General features: G+C 72.1%; 20 protein-coding genes. 8 read left to right on the top strand and 12 right to left on the bottom strand.

The window, feature by feature from the left end:
- Positions 1-106: 106 nt before the first annotated feature.
- Positions 107-292: a DUF397 domain-containing protein gene (locus tag AB0K37_RS09295; RefSeq protein ID WP_363977206.1), complete on the bottom strand. Its 186-nt coding sequence runs from the start codon at positions 290-292 to the stop codon at positions 107-109.
- Positions 289-1101, bottom strand: coding sequence for a helix-turn-helix transcriptional regulator (locus AB0K37_RS09290; RefSeq protein WP_363977203.1), 813 nt, complete (start codon positions 1099-1101; stop codon positions 289-291). The genes AB0K37_RS09295 and AB0K37_RS09290 overlap by 4 nt, the downstream gene beginning before the upstream one ends.
- Before the next feature lie 100 nt (positions 1102-1201).
- Between AB0K37_RS09290 and AB0K37_RS09285 the strand changes: the two genes are divergently transcribed.
- Both AB0K37_RS09285 and AB0K37_RS09280 read left to right on the top strand, forming a co-directional pair.
- A complete protein-coding gene (locus tag AB0K37_RS09285; RefSeq protein WP_363977200.1) occupies positions 1202-1630 on the top strand; it encodes an ATP-binding protein in 429 nt (142 codons plus the stop codon).
- A gap of 197 nt (positions 1631-1827) precedes the next feature.
- Positions 1828-2154, top strand: a complete 327-nt coding sequence (locus AB0K37_RS09280; protein WP_363977197.1) for a rhodanese-like domain-containing protein — start codon at positions 1828-1830, stop codon at positions 2152-2154.
- 179 nt (positions 2155-2333) lie between these two features.
- Here the strand turns inward: AB0K37_RS09280 and AB0K37_RS09275 are convergent, their stop codons facing one another.
- From AB0K37_RS09275 to AB0K37_RS09250, 6 genes are all read right to left on the bottom strand, one after another.
- Positions 2334-2810 (bottom strand): hypothetical protein, encoded by a 477-nt coding sequence (locus tag AB0K37_RS09275; RefSeq protein WP_363977195.1) that lies wholly within the window; start codon positions 2808-2810, stop codon positions 2334-2336.
- Between the two features lie 229 nt (positions 2811-3039).
- On the bottom strand, positions 3040-3264 hold the full coding sequence (infA, locus tag AB0K37_RS09270) for a translation initiation factor IF-1 (RefSeq protein WP_363977192.1): 225 nt from the start codon (positions 3262-3264) through the stop codon (positions 3040-3042).
- Complete coding sequence (locus AB0K37_RS09265; RefSeq protein WP_363977189.1) at positions 3261-4055, bottom strand: GNAT family N-acetyltransferase; 795 nt, start codon at positions 4053-4055, stop codon at positions 3261-3263. Before AB0K37_RS09265 ends, infA begins: the two co-directional genes overlap by 4 nt.
- Positions 4056-4278: 223 nt before the next feature.
- Entirely contained in the window at positions 4279-6210 is a 1932-nt protein-coding gene (locus tag AB0K37_RS09260; RefSeq protein ID WP_363977186.1) for an ABC transporter permease, read from the bottom strand.
- A gap of 3 nt (positions 6211-6213) precedes the next feature.
- Positions 6214-6972, bottom strand: coding sequence for an ABC transporter ATP-binding protein (locus AB0K37_RS09255; protein WP_363977183.1), 759 nt, complete (start codon positions 6970-6972; stop codon positions 6214-6216).
- Between the two features lie 11 nt (positions 6973-6983).
- Positions 6984-8291 carry a GDSL-type esterase/lipase family protein gene (locus AB0K37_RS09250; RefSeq protein ID WP_363977181.1) on the bottom strand — a complete coding sequence of 436 codons (1308 nt, stop codon included), beginning with the start codon at positions 8289-8291 and terminating at the stop codon, positions 6984-6986.
- Positions 8292-8417: 126 nt separating this feature from the next.
- Between AB0K37_RS09250 and AB0K37_RS09245 the strand changes: the two genes are divergently transcribed.
- Together AB0K37_RS09245 and AB0K37_RS09240 are read left to right on the top strand one after the other, a co-directional pair.
- Positions 8418-9749, top strand: a complete 1332-nt coding sequence (locus AB0K37_RS09245; protein ID WP_363977178.1) for a sensor domain-containing protein — start codon at positions 8418-8420, stop codon at positions 9747-9749.
- A complete protein-coding gene (locus AB0K37_RS09240; RefSeq protein ID WP_363977175.1) occupies positions 9719-10405 on the top strand; it encodes a response regulator transcription factor in 687 nt (228 codons plus the stop codon). Before AB0K37_RS09245 ends, AB0K37_RS09240 begins: the two co-directional genes overlap by 31 nt.
- A 234-nt stretch (positions 10406-10639) precedes the next feature.
- Here AB0K37_RS09240 and AB0K37_RS09235 read toward each other — a convergent pair whose 3' ends face one another.
- Positions 10640-12160 carry an MFS transporter gene (locus AB0K37_RS09235; RefSeq protein ID WP_363977172.1) on the bottom strand — a complete coding sequence of 507 codons (1521 nt, stop codon included), beginning with the start codon at positions 12158-12160 and terminating at the stop codon, positions 10640-10642.
- A gap of 166 nt (positions 12161-12326) precedes the next feature.
- Complete coding sequence (locus AB0K37_RS09230) at positions 12327-13076, bottom strand: helix-turn-helix domain-containing protein (RefSeq protein ID WP_363977169.1); 750 nt, start codon at positions 13074-13076, stop codon at positions 12327-12329.
- Between the two features lie 252 nt (positions 13077-13328).
- Here AB0K37_RS09230 and AB0K37_RS09225 point away from each other — a divergent pair, with 252 nt between their 5' ends.
- Genes AB0K37_RS09225 through AB0K37_RS09215 form a run of 3 tightly spaced genes read left to right on the top strand, consistent with a single transcriptional unit; the run spans position 13329 to position 15770 of the window.
- Positions 13329-13991 carry a DUF4097 family beta strand repeat-containing protein gene (locus AB0K37_RS09225; RefSeq protein ID WP_363977166.1) on the top strand — a complete coding sequence of 221 codons (663 nt, stop codon included), beginning with the start codon at positions 13329-13331 and terminating at the stop codon, positions 13989-13991.
- A 37-nt stretch (positions 13992-14028) separates the two neighbouring features.
- Entirely contained in the window at positions 14029-15000 is a 972-nt protein-coding gene (locus tag AB0K37_RS09220; RefSeq protein WP_363977163.1) for an ATP-binding cassette domain-containing protein, read from the top strand.
- Positions 14997-15770, top strand: coding sequence for an ABC transporter permease (locus tag AB0K37_RS09215; protein ID WP_363977162.1), 774 nt, complete (start codon positions 14997-14999; stop codon positions 15768-15770). The genes AB0K37_RS09220 and AB0K37_RS09215 overlap by 4 nt, the downstream gene beginning before the upstream one ends.
- Positions 15771-15794: 24 nt before the next feature.
- Here the strand turns inward: AB0K37_RS09215 and AB0K37_RS09210 are convergent, their stop codons facing one another.
- The gene (locus AB0K37_RS09210) at positions 15795-16436 is read right to left on the bottom strand and encodes a class I SAM-dependent methyltransferase (protein WP_363977159.1); all 642 of its coding nucleotides are present in this window, start codon (positions 16434-16436) and stop codon (positions 15795-15797) included.
- Between the two features lie 48 nt (positions 16437-16484).
- A complete protein-coding gene (locus AB0K37_RS09205; protein WP_363977156.1) occupies positions 16485-17114 on the bottom strand; it encodes an LUD domain-containing protein in 630 nt (209 codons plus the stop codon).
- A gap of 158 nt (positions 17115-17272) precedes the next feature.
- On the opposite strand from AB0K37_RS09205, the gene sigJ reads away from it, so the two are divergent.
- Positions 17273-18211, top strand: coding sequence for an RNA polymerase sigma factor SigJ (gene sigJ, locus AB0K37_RS09200; protein ID WP_363977153.1), 939 nt, complete (start codon positions 17273-17275; stop codon positions 18209-18211).
- Positions 18212-18296: the final 85 nt, after the last annotated feature.

Here is an 18296-nt window from a genome sequence, read left to right as displayed (position 1 = left end):
AGCACTGCTTGCCCTGGCGATGCTGCCGTGACCGACGTCCGGACTTGGGTCGTTCGGTGCAAGATCTGCCCGGCTCTGCTGACCCGTTCGGCCGGGGGCGGGAGCGTCAGACGTCCAGGTCGCCGCGCTTCACACGGATGATGAGCTGGGTGAAGCTCGTGGGGGAGAGGGTGAGGTGGCCGGTGTCGGGTGCCTTGCTGTCCCTGATGCCGCGTCCCTCCGCGAGAGCGGCAACCTCGACGCATTCGTTTCCGGACGCGTTGCTCCGGCTGGCCTTCCGCCATTCGATCACTTCATGGCCTCCATAATCCGGGCGACGTGACTCCGTGAGGCGGACGCTGACAAGGCTTCCGAGCCTATGAGGTCGAAGCGCCTTACGAAGTCGTCAAGCATCGTGGGGTCGTGCGTCAGTCTGCCACCTGTGTTCGCCTCCATGTAGGCCGCAGACCAGTTTCCTCCGCTCAGAAGGGTGAACGAGCCGTCCAGGCCGATATGCGCTCCCACGTTGCGGGGCACAGTGCGAAGGATGACGTTTCGTCTGTGGCTGAGGGCTATCAGATGGGCGAGCTGTTGCCGCATGACCTCAGGTCCGCCGACCGGTTGTTCTAACGCCGCCTCGTTGAGAAGGATGCGCAGCTCGGGAGGCTTCTCGCGTTCGAGGACCGCTTGCCTTGCCATGCGTGCGGCAACGGCCGCTTCGACGTTCTCAATGATCTGGCCGTCTTCAAGCAGCGTTCGGGCGTAGTCCTCGGTCTGGAGCAGCCCGGGGATGATCGCGAGTGCCCAGTAGCTCACACAGGTCGCTTTCGCCTCCAAGGGAGTGTATTGGGACCACCAGCCTGGGTCGTGCGTTCTCTCGGCTAACCGTCGAAGTCGGGCAAAGTGGCCGCGAGTGCGCCAAATTAGATCCAAAGTTTCGGCGTGCTTCATGGGTAGATTTTCGCGGCCCGATTCCCAGTTCGAAACGTGAGATTTGGTCACACTCAGAAGTCCTCCAAGAGCTTCCTGTGTCATGTTCCTTTCCGTGCGCCATATGCGCAGGTCAGAGGCAAGCCAGTGCCAGTGGTCGTTGTCTGGATCAAGGTCGTTCGCGGAAGGCATTCAAGATCCTCAAAGTACAGATTGATTGATTGAATGACGCTAACTGTATCCGGAGGCGGCATTCTCTCGCCAGGGAATAGTCGCGAAAGGGTGGCCCGGGATGAATGGCATTCGGGACATGCGGGACAAGCTTTCGTCAAAGGCGTCGAATGAGTTCGCGCTTCGCTGGCGGGCTTATCCGGAGAGCGTGTATCTGACGCGGTCGCTGGTGTCGCAGGCGTGTGAGGCGTGGGGGTTGGCGCGGCTCGACTATGTCGGGCGGACGATCATGTCGGAGCTGGCGACGAACGCCGTGGTGCACGCTGTCGAGGGGCATGAGGTCCAGGCGTGGGTCACGCTCCTGGACGGCGCCGTCGAGTTCCGGGTGTGGGACCCGTCCCATGCGCCGCCGGTGGTGCCGGACACCGATGTGGAGGCCGAGGGCGGGCGGGGCCTGATGATGGTGCGGCTCCTGGCGACCGGCGGCTGCGGATACCGGCGCCTCAACGGCGGTCGCGGCAAGGTCGTCTGGGCGCGGCTCGCCCTCTAGAACCCCCGTCCGTCCGGCGAGTGGGCGCACCCGACCCCCTGGGGTGCGACCGCGCTTCCCCCGCCTCGCCGGACGGGCGGGCTCAACATCGGCAGGTCGCCGGCTCGGTTCTTCCGACTTCCATTGCAAGCGGACTGTGGTCCGGTTACTATCCATGAATAACCGGACCACAGTCCTATTCCTTGGAGGGTACTGGCATGACCGCACTCATCACCCGCGACGAGCTGAAGGCAGCGATCGAAGCGGGCACCGTGACCGTCCTCGACACCCTGGGCGGCGAGTACTACGCCAAGCAGCACCTGCCCGGTGCCCTCGAACTGGTCTTCGCCGACGTCAACGCCCAGGCGCCGACCCTGCTGCCCGACCGCGACGCCGCGATCGTCACCTACTGCTCCAACCCGGCGTGCGCCAACAGCGGACAGGTCGCCGATCGGCTCACCGCGCTCGGCTACACCAACGTCCGCAAGTACCGCGAGGGCATCCAGGACTGGGTGGAGGCCGGTCTCCCCACCGAGTCGGCTTGACACGGCGGGGAGGGCAGAGCGCATCCCCCTGCCCTCCCCGTCACTGTGGAAGATGCCCGCCTGGATGGGCCCGGAGGGCAAGGGCGCGCGACGCCAAGAACCGGCACAACGCCCGCCTGCCGGTGGTGTCGGCCGGCGGTGCGGTCGTGGTGGCGATCTCGCTGCCGTGCACGCCGCGGTCAGCCGCAGGCGATCCAGCCGGAGGCGAAGTGCGCGCTGATGCCGCTGTTATTGGACACGTCGGCCACGAGCTTCGTGCACCGGTCACGGCCGTACCGGTAGACCGGCCCGGCGTAGTACTTGTAATTGCCGTAGTCCGTGGCCCAAGTGGAGTTCTCGGTCAGCAGCTTGACCCCGGTCCACGTGGGGTAGCCCCAGAAGTTGTTCTCCGCGAGAGCGGGGTCCTTCAGGGTGTACGCGCAGTTGTAGCCGTTGCCGGAGTTGTAGCCCAGATACACCGTGCCGAGCTTCCGGTAGGCCCCGGTGACCGTCTGGTAGGACACGTTGTAACTGCGCACGGTCTGGTATCCGCTGCCGCAGATGTCGGACGTCGTGTATCCCGAAGCGTGGGCCGGAGCCGTGGCCAGCAGGCTTCCCGCCACACTCAGCGTCACTGCGGAGACGGGGACCGCCAGACGGTGAAGGGTTGTCTTCACGTTCGTTTTCCTCTTCGTGATGGGTGCACTGCCATCGGATAGCGCGTAACACCGGGGGGGACAGCAGGATTGACGGTAATCCGGCCGAATCCTGGTGATCAGCGTTCGCTGGACGAACAACCGATGAACAGATGCCGCCGCATGGCCTGGCGCCGGAGGACAGGCCCCGGCCACGAGAGAACGCCGTGGCCGGGACCCCAGGTCGGCTATCGGGAGGTGCCGGTCGCCGTCAGTTCCTGTAGCGGAAGACGATCCGGCCGCGGGTCAGGTCGTACGGGGAGAGCTCCACCAGGACCCGGTCCTCCAGGTTGATCTTGATGTAGTTCTGGCGCATCTTGCCGCTGATGTGCGCGAGCACCCGGTGGCCGCCCTCGAACTCAACGGTGAACATGGCGGCGCGAAGGCACTCGACGACCTTGCCTTCGAGTTCGAGGCCGTGCTTGTTCCTCGTCATCGCACGAGCTCCAGGTTGCTGCTCACCGATCGGGCCCCGATGCCCTCGACCAGTGCCGAGGCCGCCCGGTTGGACTCCTGGACCTCGGCCCAGGCCGCGTCGAAACCGGAATGGTGGAGCGTCTCCAGTGCGTGGGCCAGCAGGGCACGCGCGATGCCGCGACGCTGCTCGCCGGCCCGGACCGCGACCAGCCCGATGCGCGGCCGTCTGACCGTCACCACCCGGATCAGTCCCAGGTAGCGGTCCGGCGCCGCGGCCACCGCGTACTTCGACGGGTCGACGATGGTGTCGTCCGCGGGGCGGGGAAGCACCTCCGCGGGCATCGACTGCCACCACCCGGCGGTCGCCTCGACCTCGTCACGGATGGCGCGGTCCACGGCCCGCAGCAGGTCCTCGTCCGCCTGACCGGCGGGGACGACCGTCACGCCCGGAGGCGGCAGGACTCCTCCGAGCCCCGTCGCCCGCGGGTCGGTCGGGACGACGTACTCCCACTCGCGGCGCCGGATCCTGAAACCGGCCCGCCGCCATCGGGCCGTCAGTTCGACGTCGGCTTCGTCGACCACCGTGTACAGCGGCGCCGGGAGTTCCGCCGGCATCGCCTCGGCGAGCCGGTCGAACGCGGCGTCGTGCCAGGCGTCGATGCTGACGAACAGGCGCCCGTCGGGCCGGTGTTCCGCATACCCGCGGCCGACCACCAGGTCGTCTTCCAGTGCGTGCCAATGCCTGTCCGCGACGCGCGTGATCTTCACCGCGTTCTCGCTCAGGCCGGATGTGTAAGGCTTCGTGTTCATCGGAGTCTCCTTCAGGAGTGCCTCGATCTCAGGCGCTCCTGGCGACACCGACTGTCAGCCGCCGGACCGTGACGGGCTGAGGGAGCACCCATGGGTGACAGGGTTCACGGGTCTCACCTCCTAGCGACGTCTTCACGGTCGAGCGCGACGGTATCAGCGCGGTGCCGCCTTACTCCAACCTTTTTCCACCTCGATGTCCGCCGCACCGGCCCGAGCCCGGGGTCTATTCGCGGGCGGCGACCAGGGCCGTGGGGGCCGGCCTGGTGGCGGCCATCGCGGTCAGGGCGGCGGCCGCGGCGGTGATGGCCAGAGAGGCTGCGGTCAGCAGGCCGAGCAGGCTCCACGGCACGGCGAGGATGCGCACCCCTTGCATCTCCGGGAAGAAGCCCGCCAACGCCCCCGCCGCGACCACCGCCCCCAGGGACAGGCCGATGAAGGTGACCGCGGCGGACTCGATGACGGCCATCCGGACGACCTGGGCGCGGGTCAGGCCGGTGGCGCGGGCGACGGCGAACTCGGTGCGGCGCTCGGCGGCGGCGATCACGACGGCGTTGACGACCGCGATGGCCGCGTACAGGCCGGACATGCCCATCAGGACGGACATGATCCCCGTGGTGCCGCGCTGCTGCTCCGCGACCCTGGCGTCGGCCCACCGGCGCAGGGTTCGCACCTCGCCGAGCTTGGCGGCGTGGATCCGCGAGGCGACGGCCCGCGGCGACGTGCCGGGTGCGACCTGGACCAGGGTCTCGGTGGGCGCGTCCGCGAGCATCTCGGCGGGGACGAGGTCGCGCGGCACCAGGAAGTTGTCGCCGCCGTTCTCCAGGACCTCCGGCAGGCGCGCGACCGTGCGCAGCTTGAGTCCGCGGGAGCCGATCCGCGCCGTGACCGTACCGCTGCGGACGCCGGCGCCGGCCATGCCGGGGCCGATCGCGACGGTGCGTCCGCGCAGCGCGTCGAGGGAGCCGGACCGCAGGGTGAGGCGGTGGGTGCGCCGGTAGGCGGTGCCGTCCACGGCGGTGATGCCCGAATGGTGCGTCCGCCGGTAGGAGCGGTGGCCCACACGATGCCGGGACGTCACCGACATCTCGACCTGGCTCTGCGGGGACGCCAGGGCGACGCCCGCAACCTGCGGGATCCGGGCCGCGGCGGCTCCGGTCGAGGTGACCACCAGGTCGGCGGCGGTGATCCGTTCGAGGTCCGCGCCGGTGGCGCGGGCCAGGGAGTTCAGCGCGCCGGTCAGGCCGACCAGCAGGCCGACGAGGACGATGACGGGCGCGGCCGTCGAGGCGCTGCGCCGTACCGCGTCGCGCAGGTTCGCCTGCGCCAGCTCGCCGAGCACGCCGGTGCGCAGCACGGTCCCGAGCGCGTGGCCGACGAGCGGGACGGCGAGGGGGCTCAGCGCGCTGAGGGCGATCGACCCGAACACCGACACGCCCATCGCGATCAGCAGGACGCCGAGCAGGTCGGCGCCGTGCCCGGCCGTGACCAGCATGACCGTCAGCGCCAGCGAGGACACCCCCGACAGCCAGCGGCCGACGGTCATCACCCGGGTCGCGCGCGGGGCGTTCCGCAAGGCGTCCAACGGACGGACCCGGGCCGCCCGGTAGGAGGCCGACAGCACTCCGAAGACCGCGACGCCGATCCCCACGATCGGCGACACCAGCAGGATTCCGGCGGACCAGTGCGCGGAGAAGTCGCGGGGGAGCAGCCCGATCCGGATCAGCAGCCGGGCCTGGAGCCAGGTGCCCGGCACGCCCAGCAGGATCCCGAGGACGCTTCCCGCCAGCCCCAGCAGGAACGCCTCGCCGAGCAGGAGCCCGACCAGCTGGGGACGGCTCCCGCCGAGCATGCGCAGCAGGGCCAGGTCCTTGCGCCGCTGCTCCACGGCGAAGGCGAACGTCGAGCCCACGATGAACACCGCCAGGAACATCGCCAGCGGCGTGGCCATGCCCAGCAGCGTCGCGGCCCCGACGTACCCCTCCCGGATCTGCTCGGCCGCCCGGGCCGAGGTGCCCGGCGGGATCTTCGGCTCGCCCGTCGAGAGCAGCACGAGCACCGACGACTGGACCAGCGCGACACCCAGGGAGACGGTCAGCAGTGCCCCGGCGAACAGCGGCCAGCGGTCCCGGACGGTGCTGGCGGAGATGCGCAGCACGCGTCAGCCCTCCAACCGGGTGAGGCGCTCGGCCACCTGGGCGGCGGACGGGCGCATCAGGCGGTCCGCGACCCGGCCGTCGGACAGGAACACCACCGCGTCGGCGCTCGCCGCCGCGACCGGGTCGTGGGTGACCATCACGACGGTCTGCCCGGCGGCGTCGACCATGCGGCGCAGCAGCCGCAGGACGGTGCGGGCCGATCCGGTGTCCAGGGCGCCGGTGGGCTCGTCCGCGAACAGCACCGAAGGCCGCGTCACCATCGCGCGGGCGATCGCCACCCGCTGCTGCTGCCCGCCCGACAGCTCGCGCGGACGGTGCCGCGCGCGGTCGGCCAGGCCCACGTCGGCGAGGGCGGCCCGCACGTCGTGGCGCGACGGCCGGGCGCCGGCCAGCTTCAGCGGGAGCGCGACGTTCTGCTCGGCGGTGAGCGAGGCGATGAGGTTGAAGTTCTGGAAGACGAACCCCACGGCGCGGCGCCGCAGGCCGGTCAGCGTCGCGTCGGTGGCATGGGTGACGTCCTGCCCGGCGAGCAGGACGCGTCCGGACGTCACCCGGTCCAGGCCCGCGGCGCAGTGCAGCAAGGTCGACTTCCCCGAGCCCGAGGGGCCCATCACGGCGGTCCAGGACCCGGCCGGGAAGGTCACGCTGACGTCGGTCAGCGCCTGCACTCGCGCTTCTCCCGTCCCGTAATGCCTGCTCACCCGGTACAGCTGCACCGGCGCGACCGGCGCGGAGGCGGGCGCGGAGGCAGGACCCGTCATCGCGGGGCCCGTCACCGCAGACCCCGCAGGTCGATGCCGCGCGCCAGAGCCTGGTAGCCCGCGTCGTTGGGGTGCAGCCCGTCCTGGTAGACGTACGAGAGGCGGGGACGGTCGGGGTCGGCGGGGTCGGCCATGATGCGGTCGGCGTCCAGGACGGCGTCGTAGGCGCCGCCGGTCCGGATCCAGTGGTTGACGGCGTCGCGGTTCTTCTCCACCTGCGGCGTCCACACCGGGAACAGGGCGCCCTTCATCGGCAGGATGGTCGTCCCGACGACCGTGAGGCCGCGGGCGCGGGCGGCGCGGACCAGCCGCCGCTGGGCGTCGATGACCTGCGCGGCGGTCGCCGGCCCGCCCGGCCGCAGGCACGGGTCGCCGGGAGTGTCGCGGATGTCGTTGGCGCCCAGATGGACGATCACCGCCCGCACGCCGGGACGGTCCAGGACGTCGCGGGCGAACCGGGCGGTGGCCTTCTCCCCGGCGCATGCCGAGTCGTGGCGCAGCCGGTTCCCGCCGATGCCCGCGTTGACGACGCCGAGCGGGCTGCGGGCGGCGGCCAGCCGCTCGGCCAGAGCGTCCGGCAGGCGCGCGTCGGCGCCGGGGGCGGCTCCGACGCCGTCGATGAGCGAGTCCCCGAAGGCGACCACCGTGCCGGCGCCGTTCTCGCCGGTCCCGCCGGTGACGTCCACGCCCGCCAGGTAGTACAGCGCGTCGGTGGAGCGGGTGTAGGCGCCGGCGCCCACGTCGGACAGGTGGTCTCCGGAGGCGCGGTAGGCGGGCTGGGTGGTGAAGCGGTGGAAGGTCGCGGGCCCTGTCGCGCCGGTGAACCGCAGCGTGACCGCCAGCTTCTCCAGCGGCGCGGTGACCAGTGGCAACGGATCGCTGACGATGTCGGCGCCCGGCGCCACGGTGGCGGACCGCGTCCCGCCGAACTTCAGCGCCGCCGTGGTCCCCGGCCACGCCTGGGCACCGCCCGCCGAGCGGGCGACGGCCGCGGCGGCGACCCGCAGCGGACGGGTCCCGTACAGGTTGGACAGCCGGATCCGCACCTGAGCACCGCCCGCGCTGAGCCGGACGACCTGGCGCAGCGAGTGGTCGCCGAAGCCTTCCACCGACCAGTTCGGGCCCTCGTCCTCGCCGCCGGCGAGCGGGCGCTGCATCGCCGCGCCCCAGCTCTGCGACCAGCCCGCGGTCCTGAGGGACGCCGCCTGTGCGGCGGCAGGGGCGGGACGGGGCCAGGCGTGTCCGAGCCCGGCGATCAGCGCCGCGGCGGTGGCGCAGGCCAGGGGCGCGATGACCCGTGCGGGGAGCTTTCGTCTCATGCTCCGATCCCACCGCCGGGGCACCGGCGACCGCATCACGGTGGTCCACCAACTTGGAGGTATGCCCAGCACTACCTCGGCGTTCGCGCGGGTCGGGCACGGCGCGGGGTCGGCTAGCGTACGCCTGTGCCGAACGACCCGCCGCCCACCCTGCTGGCCGCGATGGGACGCCGCGGGTTCCTGCTGACGGCCTGGCCCTGGCGCGCCGCCGGCTACCTGCTGTCGACCGTTGTCGTCGTGGTCGCGGCGGGACTGCCGCTGGCGCTGCTCGGGACGCCGCTGCTCCTGGCCGCCGCCTCGGACGCCGCGCTCGGCGAGCGCGCGCTGCCGGCCGTCCTCGGCCTCCTGCTGGTCGCCGGGCTCGGGCCGGCGGTGACCATCCCGCTGACCGGGCTGGAACGGCGCCGGCTCCGCCTGGTGGACGCCCGCCCGGCGGGTCCGGGGCATCGGCGGCCGCCCGAGCGGGGCGTCCTGCCGTGGCTCCGCACCCGCTACACCGAGCCGGTCACCTGGCGCGGGCTCGGCTACTTCCTGCTGCTGTCGGCCGCCGTCCCCGTCCTGTACGCGGCGCTGCTGTCCGCGCTGGCCTTCGAGTCCGGCGCCGTGGCCGCCCCGCTGATCCTGCTCGGCGGCGACGGGCCGATGGTGCTCGGCCCGGTGAAGATCGCGACTCCGGAGGGGGCGCTGCCCTACACGGCCGCGGGGCTGGTGCTGCTGCCCGCCGTCCCGTACCTGCTGGCCCTGGTCGCCGCGGCGCAGGGCGCGCTCGCCCGGACGTTCCTGCGCAACGGCCCGGGGCGACGGCTCCAGGCCGAACTGGTCGAGGTCGCGCGGTCCCGCGCCCGGCTGGTCGACGCGTTCGAGGCCGAGCGGCGCCGCATCGAGCGCGACCTACACGACGGCGCCCAGCAGCGGCTGCTCTCGCTCACCCTGAAGCTCGGGATCGCCCGCGTCGACCTGCCGCCCGGGTCCCCGGCGGCCGACAGTGTCGCGGACGCCCACGCGGAGGCCAAGCTGCTCATGACCGAGCTGCGGGAACTCGTCCACGGGATCCACCCCCGCGTCCTTACCGACCGGGGCCTGGCGGCGGCGCTGGGCGAGCTGGCCGACCGGTCCCCGCTCGCGGTCGCCGTCGAGGCCGACCTGCCCGGACGGCTTCCCCGCCCGGTCGAGAGCACGGCCTACTTCGCCGCCGCCGAGGCGCTCACCAACGCCGCCAAGCACAGCGGCGCCGACCGGGCCGCGGTGGTCGCGCGCCTCGCCGGCGGCGTCCTCACGGTGGAGGTCGCCGACGAGGGCGCGGGCGGCGCCGACCCGGCCCGCGGCACCGGGCTGACCGGCCTCGCCGACCGGGTGGCGGTGATCGACGGCAGACTGCTCGTGTCGAGTCCCGCCGGGGGGCCGACCGTCGTCCGGGTGGAGCTGCCTTGCGAACCGAACCGACCGCCGTCCGGGTAGTCCTCGCCGAGGACGGCGTCCTGCTGCGGGAGGGGCTGGCCGGGCTGCTGGCCAGGTTCGGCTTCGACGTGGCCGCCGCCGTCGACGACGCCGAGTCCCTGCTCGCGGCCGTCGCCGAGCACCGCCCCGGCCTGGTCATCACCGACATCCGGATGCCGCCGGGCTTCTCCGACGAGGGCCTGCGGGCCGCCGTGCGGCTGCGTCGCGCCGACCCGGGCCTCGCGGTGGTGGCGCTCAGCCAGTACGTCGAGCTGAGCTACGCCGCGGACCTGCTCGACTCCGGCGACGGCCGCCGGGTCGGCTACCTGCTCAAGGACCGGGTGGTGGACGTCGCCGACTTCGTCGCCGCGCTGCGCCAGGTGCTCGACGGCGGCACGGTGGTGGACCCGAAGGTCATCCGGCAGCTCATCGGCCGCCGCCGGGACCCGCTCGCGGCGCTGTCCCCGCGCGAGCACGAGGTGCTCGCGCTGATCGCCGAGGGGCGCTCCAACGCCGCCATCGCCCGGCGGCTGGTCGTCACCGACGCGACCGTGGGCAAGCACGTCCGCAGCATCCTGGCCAAGCTCGACCTTCCCCAGACCGACGACACGCACCGCCGGGTCCTCGCCGTCCTGACCTACCTGCGAGGCCGTCCCCCCGCCCCCGACCCGGGCTGAGCCCGTGCGGCGCATGGAGTGGATGTGGAACCGCCATGTGATCCTCGCCGCCCTCGCCACGCTGGGCGGACCGCGGTGCCTACGCGCCCCGAATTGCGCGGCCCCGGCGGCGCGCTCACCCCTGGCCGCCGCCAGGCTCGCCGACTGACATCACCGCGGCCGCGCCGCCGCCGACCAGGCTCGTGCCCCCAGGACTATCTGCCGTGGTCTGGCGGCGGTCGCGGTCGCTGCCGATCAGACGCTGTGGGCGGGGGCTCCGGGCGCCAGGCCCGGAACTCCGGCGTCCTCGGGCGCGGTCCGGTGTTCGGAGACGGTCTGGAGCTCGGGGCGCGGGGTGTTCATCAGGACGGCGACGATCAGCGCGCCGACCACGAGGATCCCCGCGGACCAGGCGCCCGCCGCGGCGAACCCCTCGACCAGTGCCTGCTTGGCGACGGCCGGGCTCGGGCCGTGCGAGGACAGGTAGTCCGCGGTCGCCGCGGTGGCGATGGTGTTGAGCAGCGCGATGCCGATCGAACCGCCGATCTGCTGCGCGGTGTTGACGGTCGCCGAGGCGATGCCGGAGTCGCCCTGGCCGACGCCGTGGGTGGCGTAGTCGAGGGCGACCGGCATGATCATGCCCGCCCCGAACCCGAGAAGGAGCTGCGCGGCCAGGACGCCCGCTGCGTAGTGGGTGCCGGGCTCCAGAGTGAGCATCCACAGCATGCCGGCGGAGCTCACGAGCATGCCGGGGACGATCAGCGCGCGCGGCGCGACCCTGGGCAGCAGCCGGGTGGTGAGACCGCCGGCCGACAGCAGCACCGCCGTGGCCATCGGAAGGAAGCCCGCACCCGTCCTGATCGGCGAGTATCCCTTGACCACCTGCATGTAGTACGTGAGGAAGAGGAACGCGCCGAACATTCCGATGACGGTCAGGCCCACGGCCAGGTAGGCGCCGCCGCGGGTCCGGTCGGCGACGACGCGCAGCGGCAGCAGCGGCTGCGCGACGCGGCTCTCGACGAGGGCGAACGCGCCGAGCAGCACCGCGCCGGCGGCCAGCAGGCCGATGACCTTCGCCGAGCCCCAGCCGTCCGACCCGGCCCGGCCGGTGGCGTACACGATCGCGACCAGCCCGCCGGTGACCGGCAGGACGCCGAGGAAGTCGAACCGGGCGGAGCCCGGGTGCCGGGACTCGGTGAGCATCACGAACCCGCCGACCGCCGCGATCACGGCGATCGGGATGTTGATGTACAGGCACCAGCGCCAGTCCAGGTAGTCGGTCAGCGCCCCGCCGGCCAGCAGCCCGATCGCGCCGCCCGCGGCGGAGATCGCGCCCCAGATCCCGAACGCCTTGGCGCGGTCCTTCGGCCCGGTGAAGGTGACGGCCAGCAGCGACAGCGCGGACGGCCCGAGCAGCGCGCCGAACCCGCCCTGCAGGGCGCGGGCCGTCAGCAGCATCTCGAAGTCGGCCGCCGCGCCGCCGAGCGCCGACGCGCCGGCGAAGCCGAGGAGGGCGATCAGGAACGCCCGCTTGCGGCCGGTGTAGTCGGCGATCCGGCCGCCGAGCAGCAGCAGGCTCCCGAACGCCAGCGTGTACGCCGTGATGATCCACTGCCGGTCGCCGTCGGAGATCCGCAGGTCCTGCTGGAGCGACGGCAGCGCGATGTTCACGACCGTCCCGTCAAGCACGATCATTAGCTGGGCCAGGCCGATGAACGGCAGCGCGGCCCAGCGGCGCGAGCCGGCCGGCGGCGCGGGCGCCTTCGTGGTCGCCATGACTTCGTCCTCACTCGTGGTGCGGCGTGCCGCGCGAATCGATCGCGGGGCCTCCTGACGCACACGAGACACCGGCGGCCGCGCCTTTCTTACAGGCCGCTCGTGTGAACCGCGCCACGGGCCGCGATGGCGCCGCCCGCGTCCGGCCGGGGCGCCAGGGACGGCCCTAACCGCGGTCCGGTGCCGGTTCCCGCTCGGCGGCCGGGGGTGTTTCAGGCTTGGTGTAGAGGACGTCGCGGGCCTGCTCCACGGCCCGGTTCAGGCTTTCGCTGACGAAGTCGAGGAAGCGGGCGGCGTTCTCCAGGCGGGTGGCGGCCGGGGTGCCGCGGCCGAGGACGGCGACGCCCTGCCGCGCGGCCTCGCTGAAGCGGTCGTTGTCCCGGATGCTGCGGATCATCGACTGGTACCAGAGGTCGTTGTCGACGACGTAGCGATCGCGCCGGCCGTCGCTCTCCCGGCGGATGAGGTCCAGGCCCGCGAGGAGCGTGACCGCCTTGGAGATGGACGCGGGGCTGACCTGGAGCTGCTCGGCGAGTTCGGAGGCGGTGAGGCTGGTGTCGGCGGTGTAGAGGCAGCTCAGCACCCGGGCCGTCATCTTGGGCAGGCCCGACGTCATGATGACGGTGGTGAGGGTCTCCTGGAACTCCTGCACCGCCTCGGCGTCGCGTCCGTAGGGCTGCTGTGCCGCCCGCGTCCCCCGGGCCGCGGTCTGGGTGCGCCGCCGGGTGCGGCGCTGGGTGGCGTGGTGGGCCAGGTCGGCGCGGTAGCCGGTGGGGCCGCCGTTGCGCATCACCTCGCGCGTGATCGTGGAGGTCGGACGGTCGAGGCGGCGCGCGATCTCCGCGTAGGCGAGGCCGTCGGCCAGCCCCACCGCTATCTGCTGGCGCTCCTGCTGGGTGAGCCTGCCTCCCGGCATCACGACCCCTTTCGTGCCCCGCGGGGCCGTGGCGTTCCCTGACGCCTCCACCATAGCGTTCACCTTCAGTACATTGCAACGCTCGACAGCGTTGCGTTGCGTTAGATTCCAGTCTGTTGCAATGATTGCATGACTCTGACCTGCATAAATGCTACTTCAATGCAAAGATCGTGTTGCCTGATTCTGGAAAGCAACGTAGCTTTTGCGTTGTTCGAAACGACCAGCCGCAAGGCGGACCGCAAGGAGAGCACGATGCAGAAGTTCGACACCCCCGCCCCGATCACCGCCGTCCTGGACGTCCCCGCCGGCCGCGTCCAGCTCATCGCCGCCGACCGGGCAGACACCGCGGTCGAGGTCCGGCCCGCCGACGCCTCCAAGGGCCGCGACGTGAAGGCCGCGGAGCAGACCGCGGTCGAGTACGCGGACGGCGTCCTGCGGATCGCGGTCCCGGTGAAGAACCAGTACCTCGGCTCCTCCGGGGCGATCGAGGTGACGGTCCAGCTGCCCACCGGGTCCCGTGTCGAGGGGAAGGCGGCCGCCGCCGAGCTCCGGACCGTCGGACGGTTCGGCGACGTGGCCTTCGAGGGCGCCTACCGCTCGATCAAGCTGGACGAGGCCGCGAGCCTGCGCCTCACCGCCACCGACGGCGACGTCGAGGTCGGCCGGCTGGGCGGCCCCGCGGAGATCAGCACCCAGCGGGGCGACATCCGGATCACCGAGGCCGCGGGCGGCAAGGTCGTCCTGCGCACCATGTCCGGCGACATCTCGGTCGGCGCCGCGGCGGGCGTCTCGGCCTCCCTGGACGCCGGCACGAGCCACGGCCGCATCACCAACACCCTCAAGAACGACGGCACCGCCGAACTCGACCTCCACGCCACCACGATGCAGGGCGACATCACCGCCCGCAGCCTCTGACCCGCGGCCCCGACGCGACCCCCCAAGGAGCGACACCATGACCGACCTGGCCATCGCGGCGACCGGGCTGCGCAAGTCCTACCGCGACAAGAAGGGCGAGAAGGTCGTCCTGGACGGCATCGACCTGGCCGTCCCCGAAGGAACGATCTTCTCCCTGCTCGGCCCGAACGGCGCGGGCAAGACCACCACCGTCCAGATCCTGTCCACGCTGATCCGGGCCGACGCCGGCGAGGTCCGCGTCGCGGGGTTCGACCTCGGCCGCCAGGCCGACGACGTGCGCGGCGCGATCGGGGTGACCGGGCAGTACTCGGCGGTCGACAAGCTGCTGACCGGCGAGGAGAACCTCCTCCTCATGGCCGACCTCAGGCACCTGCCGAAGAGCGAGGGCAAGCGGAAGGCCGCCGAGCTGCTGGAGAAGTTCGACCTGGTCGACGCGGCGGGCAAGCCGGCCTCGACCTACTCCGGCGGCATGCAGCGCCGGCTCGACCTGGCGATGACCCTGGTCGGCGACCCGCGCCTGATCTTCCTGGACGAGCCCACCACCGGACTCGACCCCCGCAGCCGCCGCGCCATGTGGGGCATCGTCCGCGACCTCGTCCGGGACGGCGTCACCATCTTCCTCACCACGCAGTACCTGGAGGAGGCCGACGAGCTCGCCGACCGCATCGCCCTCCTCGACCAGGGGCGGCTGATCGCCGAGGGCACCTCCGAGGAGCTGAAGCGGCGCATCCCCGGCGGCCACATCCTGCTGAAGTTCGGCGAGCCCGGCCGGCTCGACGCCGCCGCGCTGGCCCTCGGCGCCGGCACCCCCGACCCCGAGGCGTTCACCCTCCAGGTGCCGAGCGACGGCAGCGTCCGGATGATCCGGGACGTGCTCGCCGTCCTGGACGACCACTCGATCGAGATCGACGAGATGTCGGTGCACACGCCCGACCTCGACGACGTCTTCCTCACCCTCACCGGCCGGCAGGCCGACGACACGGCCGGAAACAAGGAGGCCCTCCGATGAGTTCCCTCGCCCTCGCCGCGCGCGACTCCTCCACCATGGTCCGGCGGCAGCTCAAGCGCATCGTCCGCTACCCCTCCATGACCATCCAGCTGATCATCACGCCGGTCATCATCCTGCTGCTGTTCGTCTACGTCCTCGGCGGCACCCTCGGCAGCGGGCTCGGCGGCGGCCGCGACGCCTACGTCAACTACGTCGTCCCCGGCATCCTGCTCATGACGGCCGCGACCGCCGCGACCGGAACCGCCGTCATGGTCGCCACCGACATGACCGAGGGCATCGTCGCCCGCTTCCGCACCATGCGGATCTCCCGGGCCTCGGTCCTCACCGGCCATGTCGTCGCCAGCGTCGTCCAGCAGCTCTTCGGCATGGCCGTCCTCATCGGCATCGCGCTGGCGATCGGCTTCCGCCCGAACGCCTCCGCCGTCGAATGGCTGGCGGCCGCGGGGATGCTGACCCTGTTCGCGGTGGCCGTCACCTGGCTGTCGGTCGCCCTCGGCCTGAAGTCCTCGACCCCCGAGGCCGCCAGCAACGCCCCGATGCCGCTGATCCTCCTGCCCTTCCTCGGCAGCGGCTTCGTCCCCACCGACTCCATGCCCACCGCCCTGCGCTGGTTCGCCGAGTACCAGCCCTTCACCCCGATCATGGAGACCGTCCGCGGCCTCCTGCTCGGCACCCCGATCGGCAACAGCGGCGCCATCGCCGCCGCGTGGTGCGCCGGCCTCGCCCTCCTCTCCTACCTCTGGGCCAAGCGCACCTACAACAAGGCCTGACCGTGAACCGGCCGACCAGGGCCGTCAGACCAACGGGTCTGACGGCCCTGACCGCTTTCCGGCCCAGAACAGGGCATGGCCGCTGTCGCCCTCGGGCACGAACCGCTGCTCGATGATCTCCAGACCTTCCCGCTGGAACCAGGAACGGTAGGTGGCGGCGTCGGTCTGGCTCCACCACATCGTGGCGGTGCCGCCGAGCCAGTCGTCCGAGGTGCCGGTCCAGGCGTCCTGACCGGTGGTCGCCAGCAGCAGGCCGCCGGGACGCAGCCAGCGGGCGATGTTCCGCACGAGGCGCGGCTGCCGGTCGAGCGGCATGTGGATGAGGGCGTAGAGGCAGACGACGGCGTCGAAGGACGCGTCCGGAAGATCCAGCTCCGTGGCGTCGGCTCGGACGAAGTCGGCGCCGGGGACCAGCGAGCGGGCGCGTTCGATCTGGACGTCACTGACGTCCACGCCGGTCACCCGGTGCCCCGCGGCGGTCAGGCGCCGCGCCACCGGGACGCCGCAACCGCATCCGACGTCCAGGACGCGGGCGCGTTCGGGGAGCCGCGCGAGGAGGTCGTCCAGCCAGCGGTCGTACTGCGCGGTCGTGTCGTCGTCCCCGCGGTAGAGGCGGGACAGGGCGTTGTAGCCGGAACGAACCAGCTCGGTGGGGTCGGTGCCCATGGCAGCCAGGCTATGGGACGGCATGCGCGTGGTCATGGACGAGGCGGGTCAGAAGCCGATGGTCTCGCGGAGCAGCAGGACGGTGCCGCGTCCGGGCTGGTGTTCGGCGTTGAGGATGAGAAGGCGGTTGACGGCGCTGGGCGTCCCGTAGGCCTTCAGGGCGCGGGCGTTCTCCAGCGGCAGGCAGTGGTCTTCGATGCGGCGCAGCGCGGTGCTCAGGTCGGGCACCACCTTCTGGGCGCCGGCGATCCAGATCGCGCGGGCGGCACCGCCGGAGTAGGCGGGCAGCTGGCTTCCGCTGCCCGAGGCGACCACGAGGGAACCGGTCTCGGTGACGGCGTGGACGCTGCCGATGACGACGTCGGGGCCGGCGCACAGCCGCCGGATCTCGTCCATCCGGGTGGCGCGGTCCATGGCCAGGATGCGCGGCTTGACGGCGTCGTATCGTCCGCTGCCGTTGATGTCCTCGTCGATGCCGGACAGGCGGAGGGTCTCGCTGGCCGCGGTGAACACGCCGGCGCCCTCGGGGATCAGCTCCCGGACGCGGGTGCGCGCGGCGGCGACGCCATCGAGGATCTCGACGGTGAAACCGTGCGCGGTGAGGGCGGCGGCCGCCCGCTCCAGACGCTGCCCGGGGACCGCGCCGGTGAACGGCGGTGCCGGAATCGAGGTGGTCATGATGTCGCTGAGCTCCTTGTTCGCCGGATGATGTGGTGGTCTCGGCAGTTCGACAACGCGGCCCGCGGAAACGTGAGGCCGGCGCGTCGCCTCACAATCCGGTGCGCCGTCCTGTCGAACGGGTGAGGACCGATACGACCAAGGGAGCCGTCGGCGCCATGACCACCCGATCCGAGCCGGAACAGGACCGGCCCGACCCGGACCTTGACGCGATCATGAGCGAGCGGCGCCGCCTGATCGGCCTCGCCTACCGGCTCCTGGGCTCCCTGGCCGAGGCCGAGGACGCCGTGCAGGAGACCTACACCCGCTGGTACGCCATGTCCCGCCAGCAGCAGGACGCCATCGAGGTGCCCGGGGCCTGGCTGACGACCGTCGCCAGCCGCGTCTGCCTCAACGTGCTCGGCTCGGCGCGGGCCCGGCGAGAGACGTATGTGGGGGACTGGATCCCCGAGCCGCTGCCCGAGCGCGCGGAGTGGATCGGCGGGCGGCCGGACGGCGCGGCCGCCGACCCGGCCGACCGGGTCACCCTGGACGAGTCGCTCGGCCTGGCCTTCCTGGTCGTGCTCGAATCGATGACCCCCGCCGAGCGCGTGGCGTTCATCCTGCACGACGTCTTCCGCCACCCCTTCGCCGAAGTGGCCGAGATCGTCGGCCGCACTCCGGCGGCGTGCCGCCAGCTGGCCTCCTCGGCCCGCCGCCGCGTCCGCGCCTCGCAGCCCGCCGCGACCCCGCCGGCCCGGCACGCCGGCGTCGTCAGAGCCTTCAAACGGGCGTGGGAGGCGAAGGACATCGACGCCCTCATCCGCCTGGTCGACCCCGACGCCACGGCGGTCGCCGACGGCGGCGGCCTCGCCACCACCTTCTCGCCCCCCATCGAAGGCGGCGAGCGGATCGCGCGCGCCTGGATCGAACTCGCCCGGCGCAGGCCCGACGACATGACGTTCGTGGAGCGTACGGTCAACGGTCAGCCCGGCCTGGTGGCTCAGCAGGACGGCGCCATCGTGACGGTGTTCGCGTTCCAGGTCGCGGGAGACCGGATCCGGCGCATCTGGGTGGTGCGCAACCCCGAGAAACTCCGCCACTGGACGACGGACTGACGCACCCGCCTGCTCGGTTCCGGACCTTGCCCCTTTTCGTGATGCGGAAATCGTGCGTCGCAGGACAGCGGTGTTCGGGAATGTT

Source organism: Actinomadura sp. NPDC049753 (assembly GCF_040674655.1).
Classification (GTDB): domain Bacteria; phylum Actinomycetota; class Actinomycetes; order Streptosporangiales; family Streptosporangiaceae; genus Spirillospora; species Spirillospora verrucosospora.
This window is presented reverse-complemented; position numbering and strand designations above follow the sequence as displayed.

Bases quoted from the DNA above. Each gene is read 5' to 3' on its own strand.
- AB0K37_RS09215 (WP_363977162.1), top strand. From the start codon at position 14,997: ATGAGTTCCCTCGCCCTCGCCGCGCGCGACTCCTCCACCATGGTCCGG.
- AB0K37_RS09225 (WP_363977166.1), top strand. From the start codon at position 13,329: ATGCAGAAGTTCGACACCCCCGCCCCGATCACCGCCGTCCTGGACGTC.
- AB0K37_RS09255 (WP_363977183.1), bottom strand. From the start codon at position 6,972: ATGACGGGTCCTGCCTCCGCGCCCGCCTCCGCGCCGGTCGCGCCGGTG.
- AB0K37_RS09280 (WP_363977197.1), top strand. From the start codon at position 1,828: ATGACCGCACTCATCACCCGCGACGAGCTGAAGGCAGCGATCGAAGCG.
- AB0K37_RS09265 (WP_363977189.1), bottom strand. From the start codon at position 4,055: ATGAACACGAAGCCTTACACATCCGGCCTGAGCGAGAACGCGGTGAAG.
- infA (WP_363977192.1), bottom strand. From the start codon at position 3,264: ATGACGAGGAACAAGCACGGCCTCGAACTCGAAGGCAAGGTCGTCGAG.
- AB0K37_RS09285 (WP_363977200.1), top strand. From the start codon at position 1,202: ATGAATGGCATTCGGGACATGCGGGACAAGCTTTCGTCAAAGGCGTCG.
- AB0K37_RS09220 (WP_363977163.1), top strand. From the start codon at position 14,029: ATGACCGACCTGGCCATCGCGGCGACCGGGCTGCGCAAGTCCTACCGC.
- sigJ (WP_363977153.1), top strand. From the start codon at position 17,273: ATGACCACCCGATCCGAGCCGGAACAGGACCGGCCCGACCCGGACCTT.
- AB0K37_RS09235 (WP_363977172.1), bottom strand. From the start codon at position 12,160: ATGGCGACCACGAAGGCGCCCGCGCCGCCGGCCGGCTCGCGCCGCTGG.
- AB0K37_RS09210 (WP_363977159.1), bottom strand. From the start codon at position 16,436: ATGGGCACCGACCCCACCGAGCTGGTTCGTTCCGGCTACAACGCCCTG.
- AB0K37_RS09250 (WP_363977181.1), bottom strand. From the start codon at position 8,291: ATGAGACGAAAGCTCCCCGCACGGGTCATCGCGCCCCTGGCCTGCGCC.
- AB0K37_RS09205 (WP_363977156.1), bottom strand. From the start codon at position 17,114: ATGACCACCTCGATTCCGGCACCGCCGTTCACCGGCGCGGTCCCCGGG.
- AB0K37_RS09290 (WP_363977203.1), bottom strand. From the start codon at position 1,101: ATGCCTTCCGCGAACGACCTTGATCCAGACAACGACCACTGGCACTGG.
- AB0K37_RS09230 (WP_363977169.1), bottom strand. From the start codon at position 13,076: ATGCCGGGAGGCAGGCTCACCCAGCAGGAGCGCCAGCAGATAGCGGTG.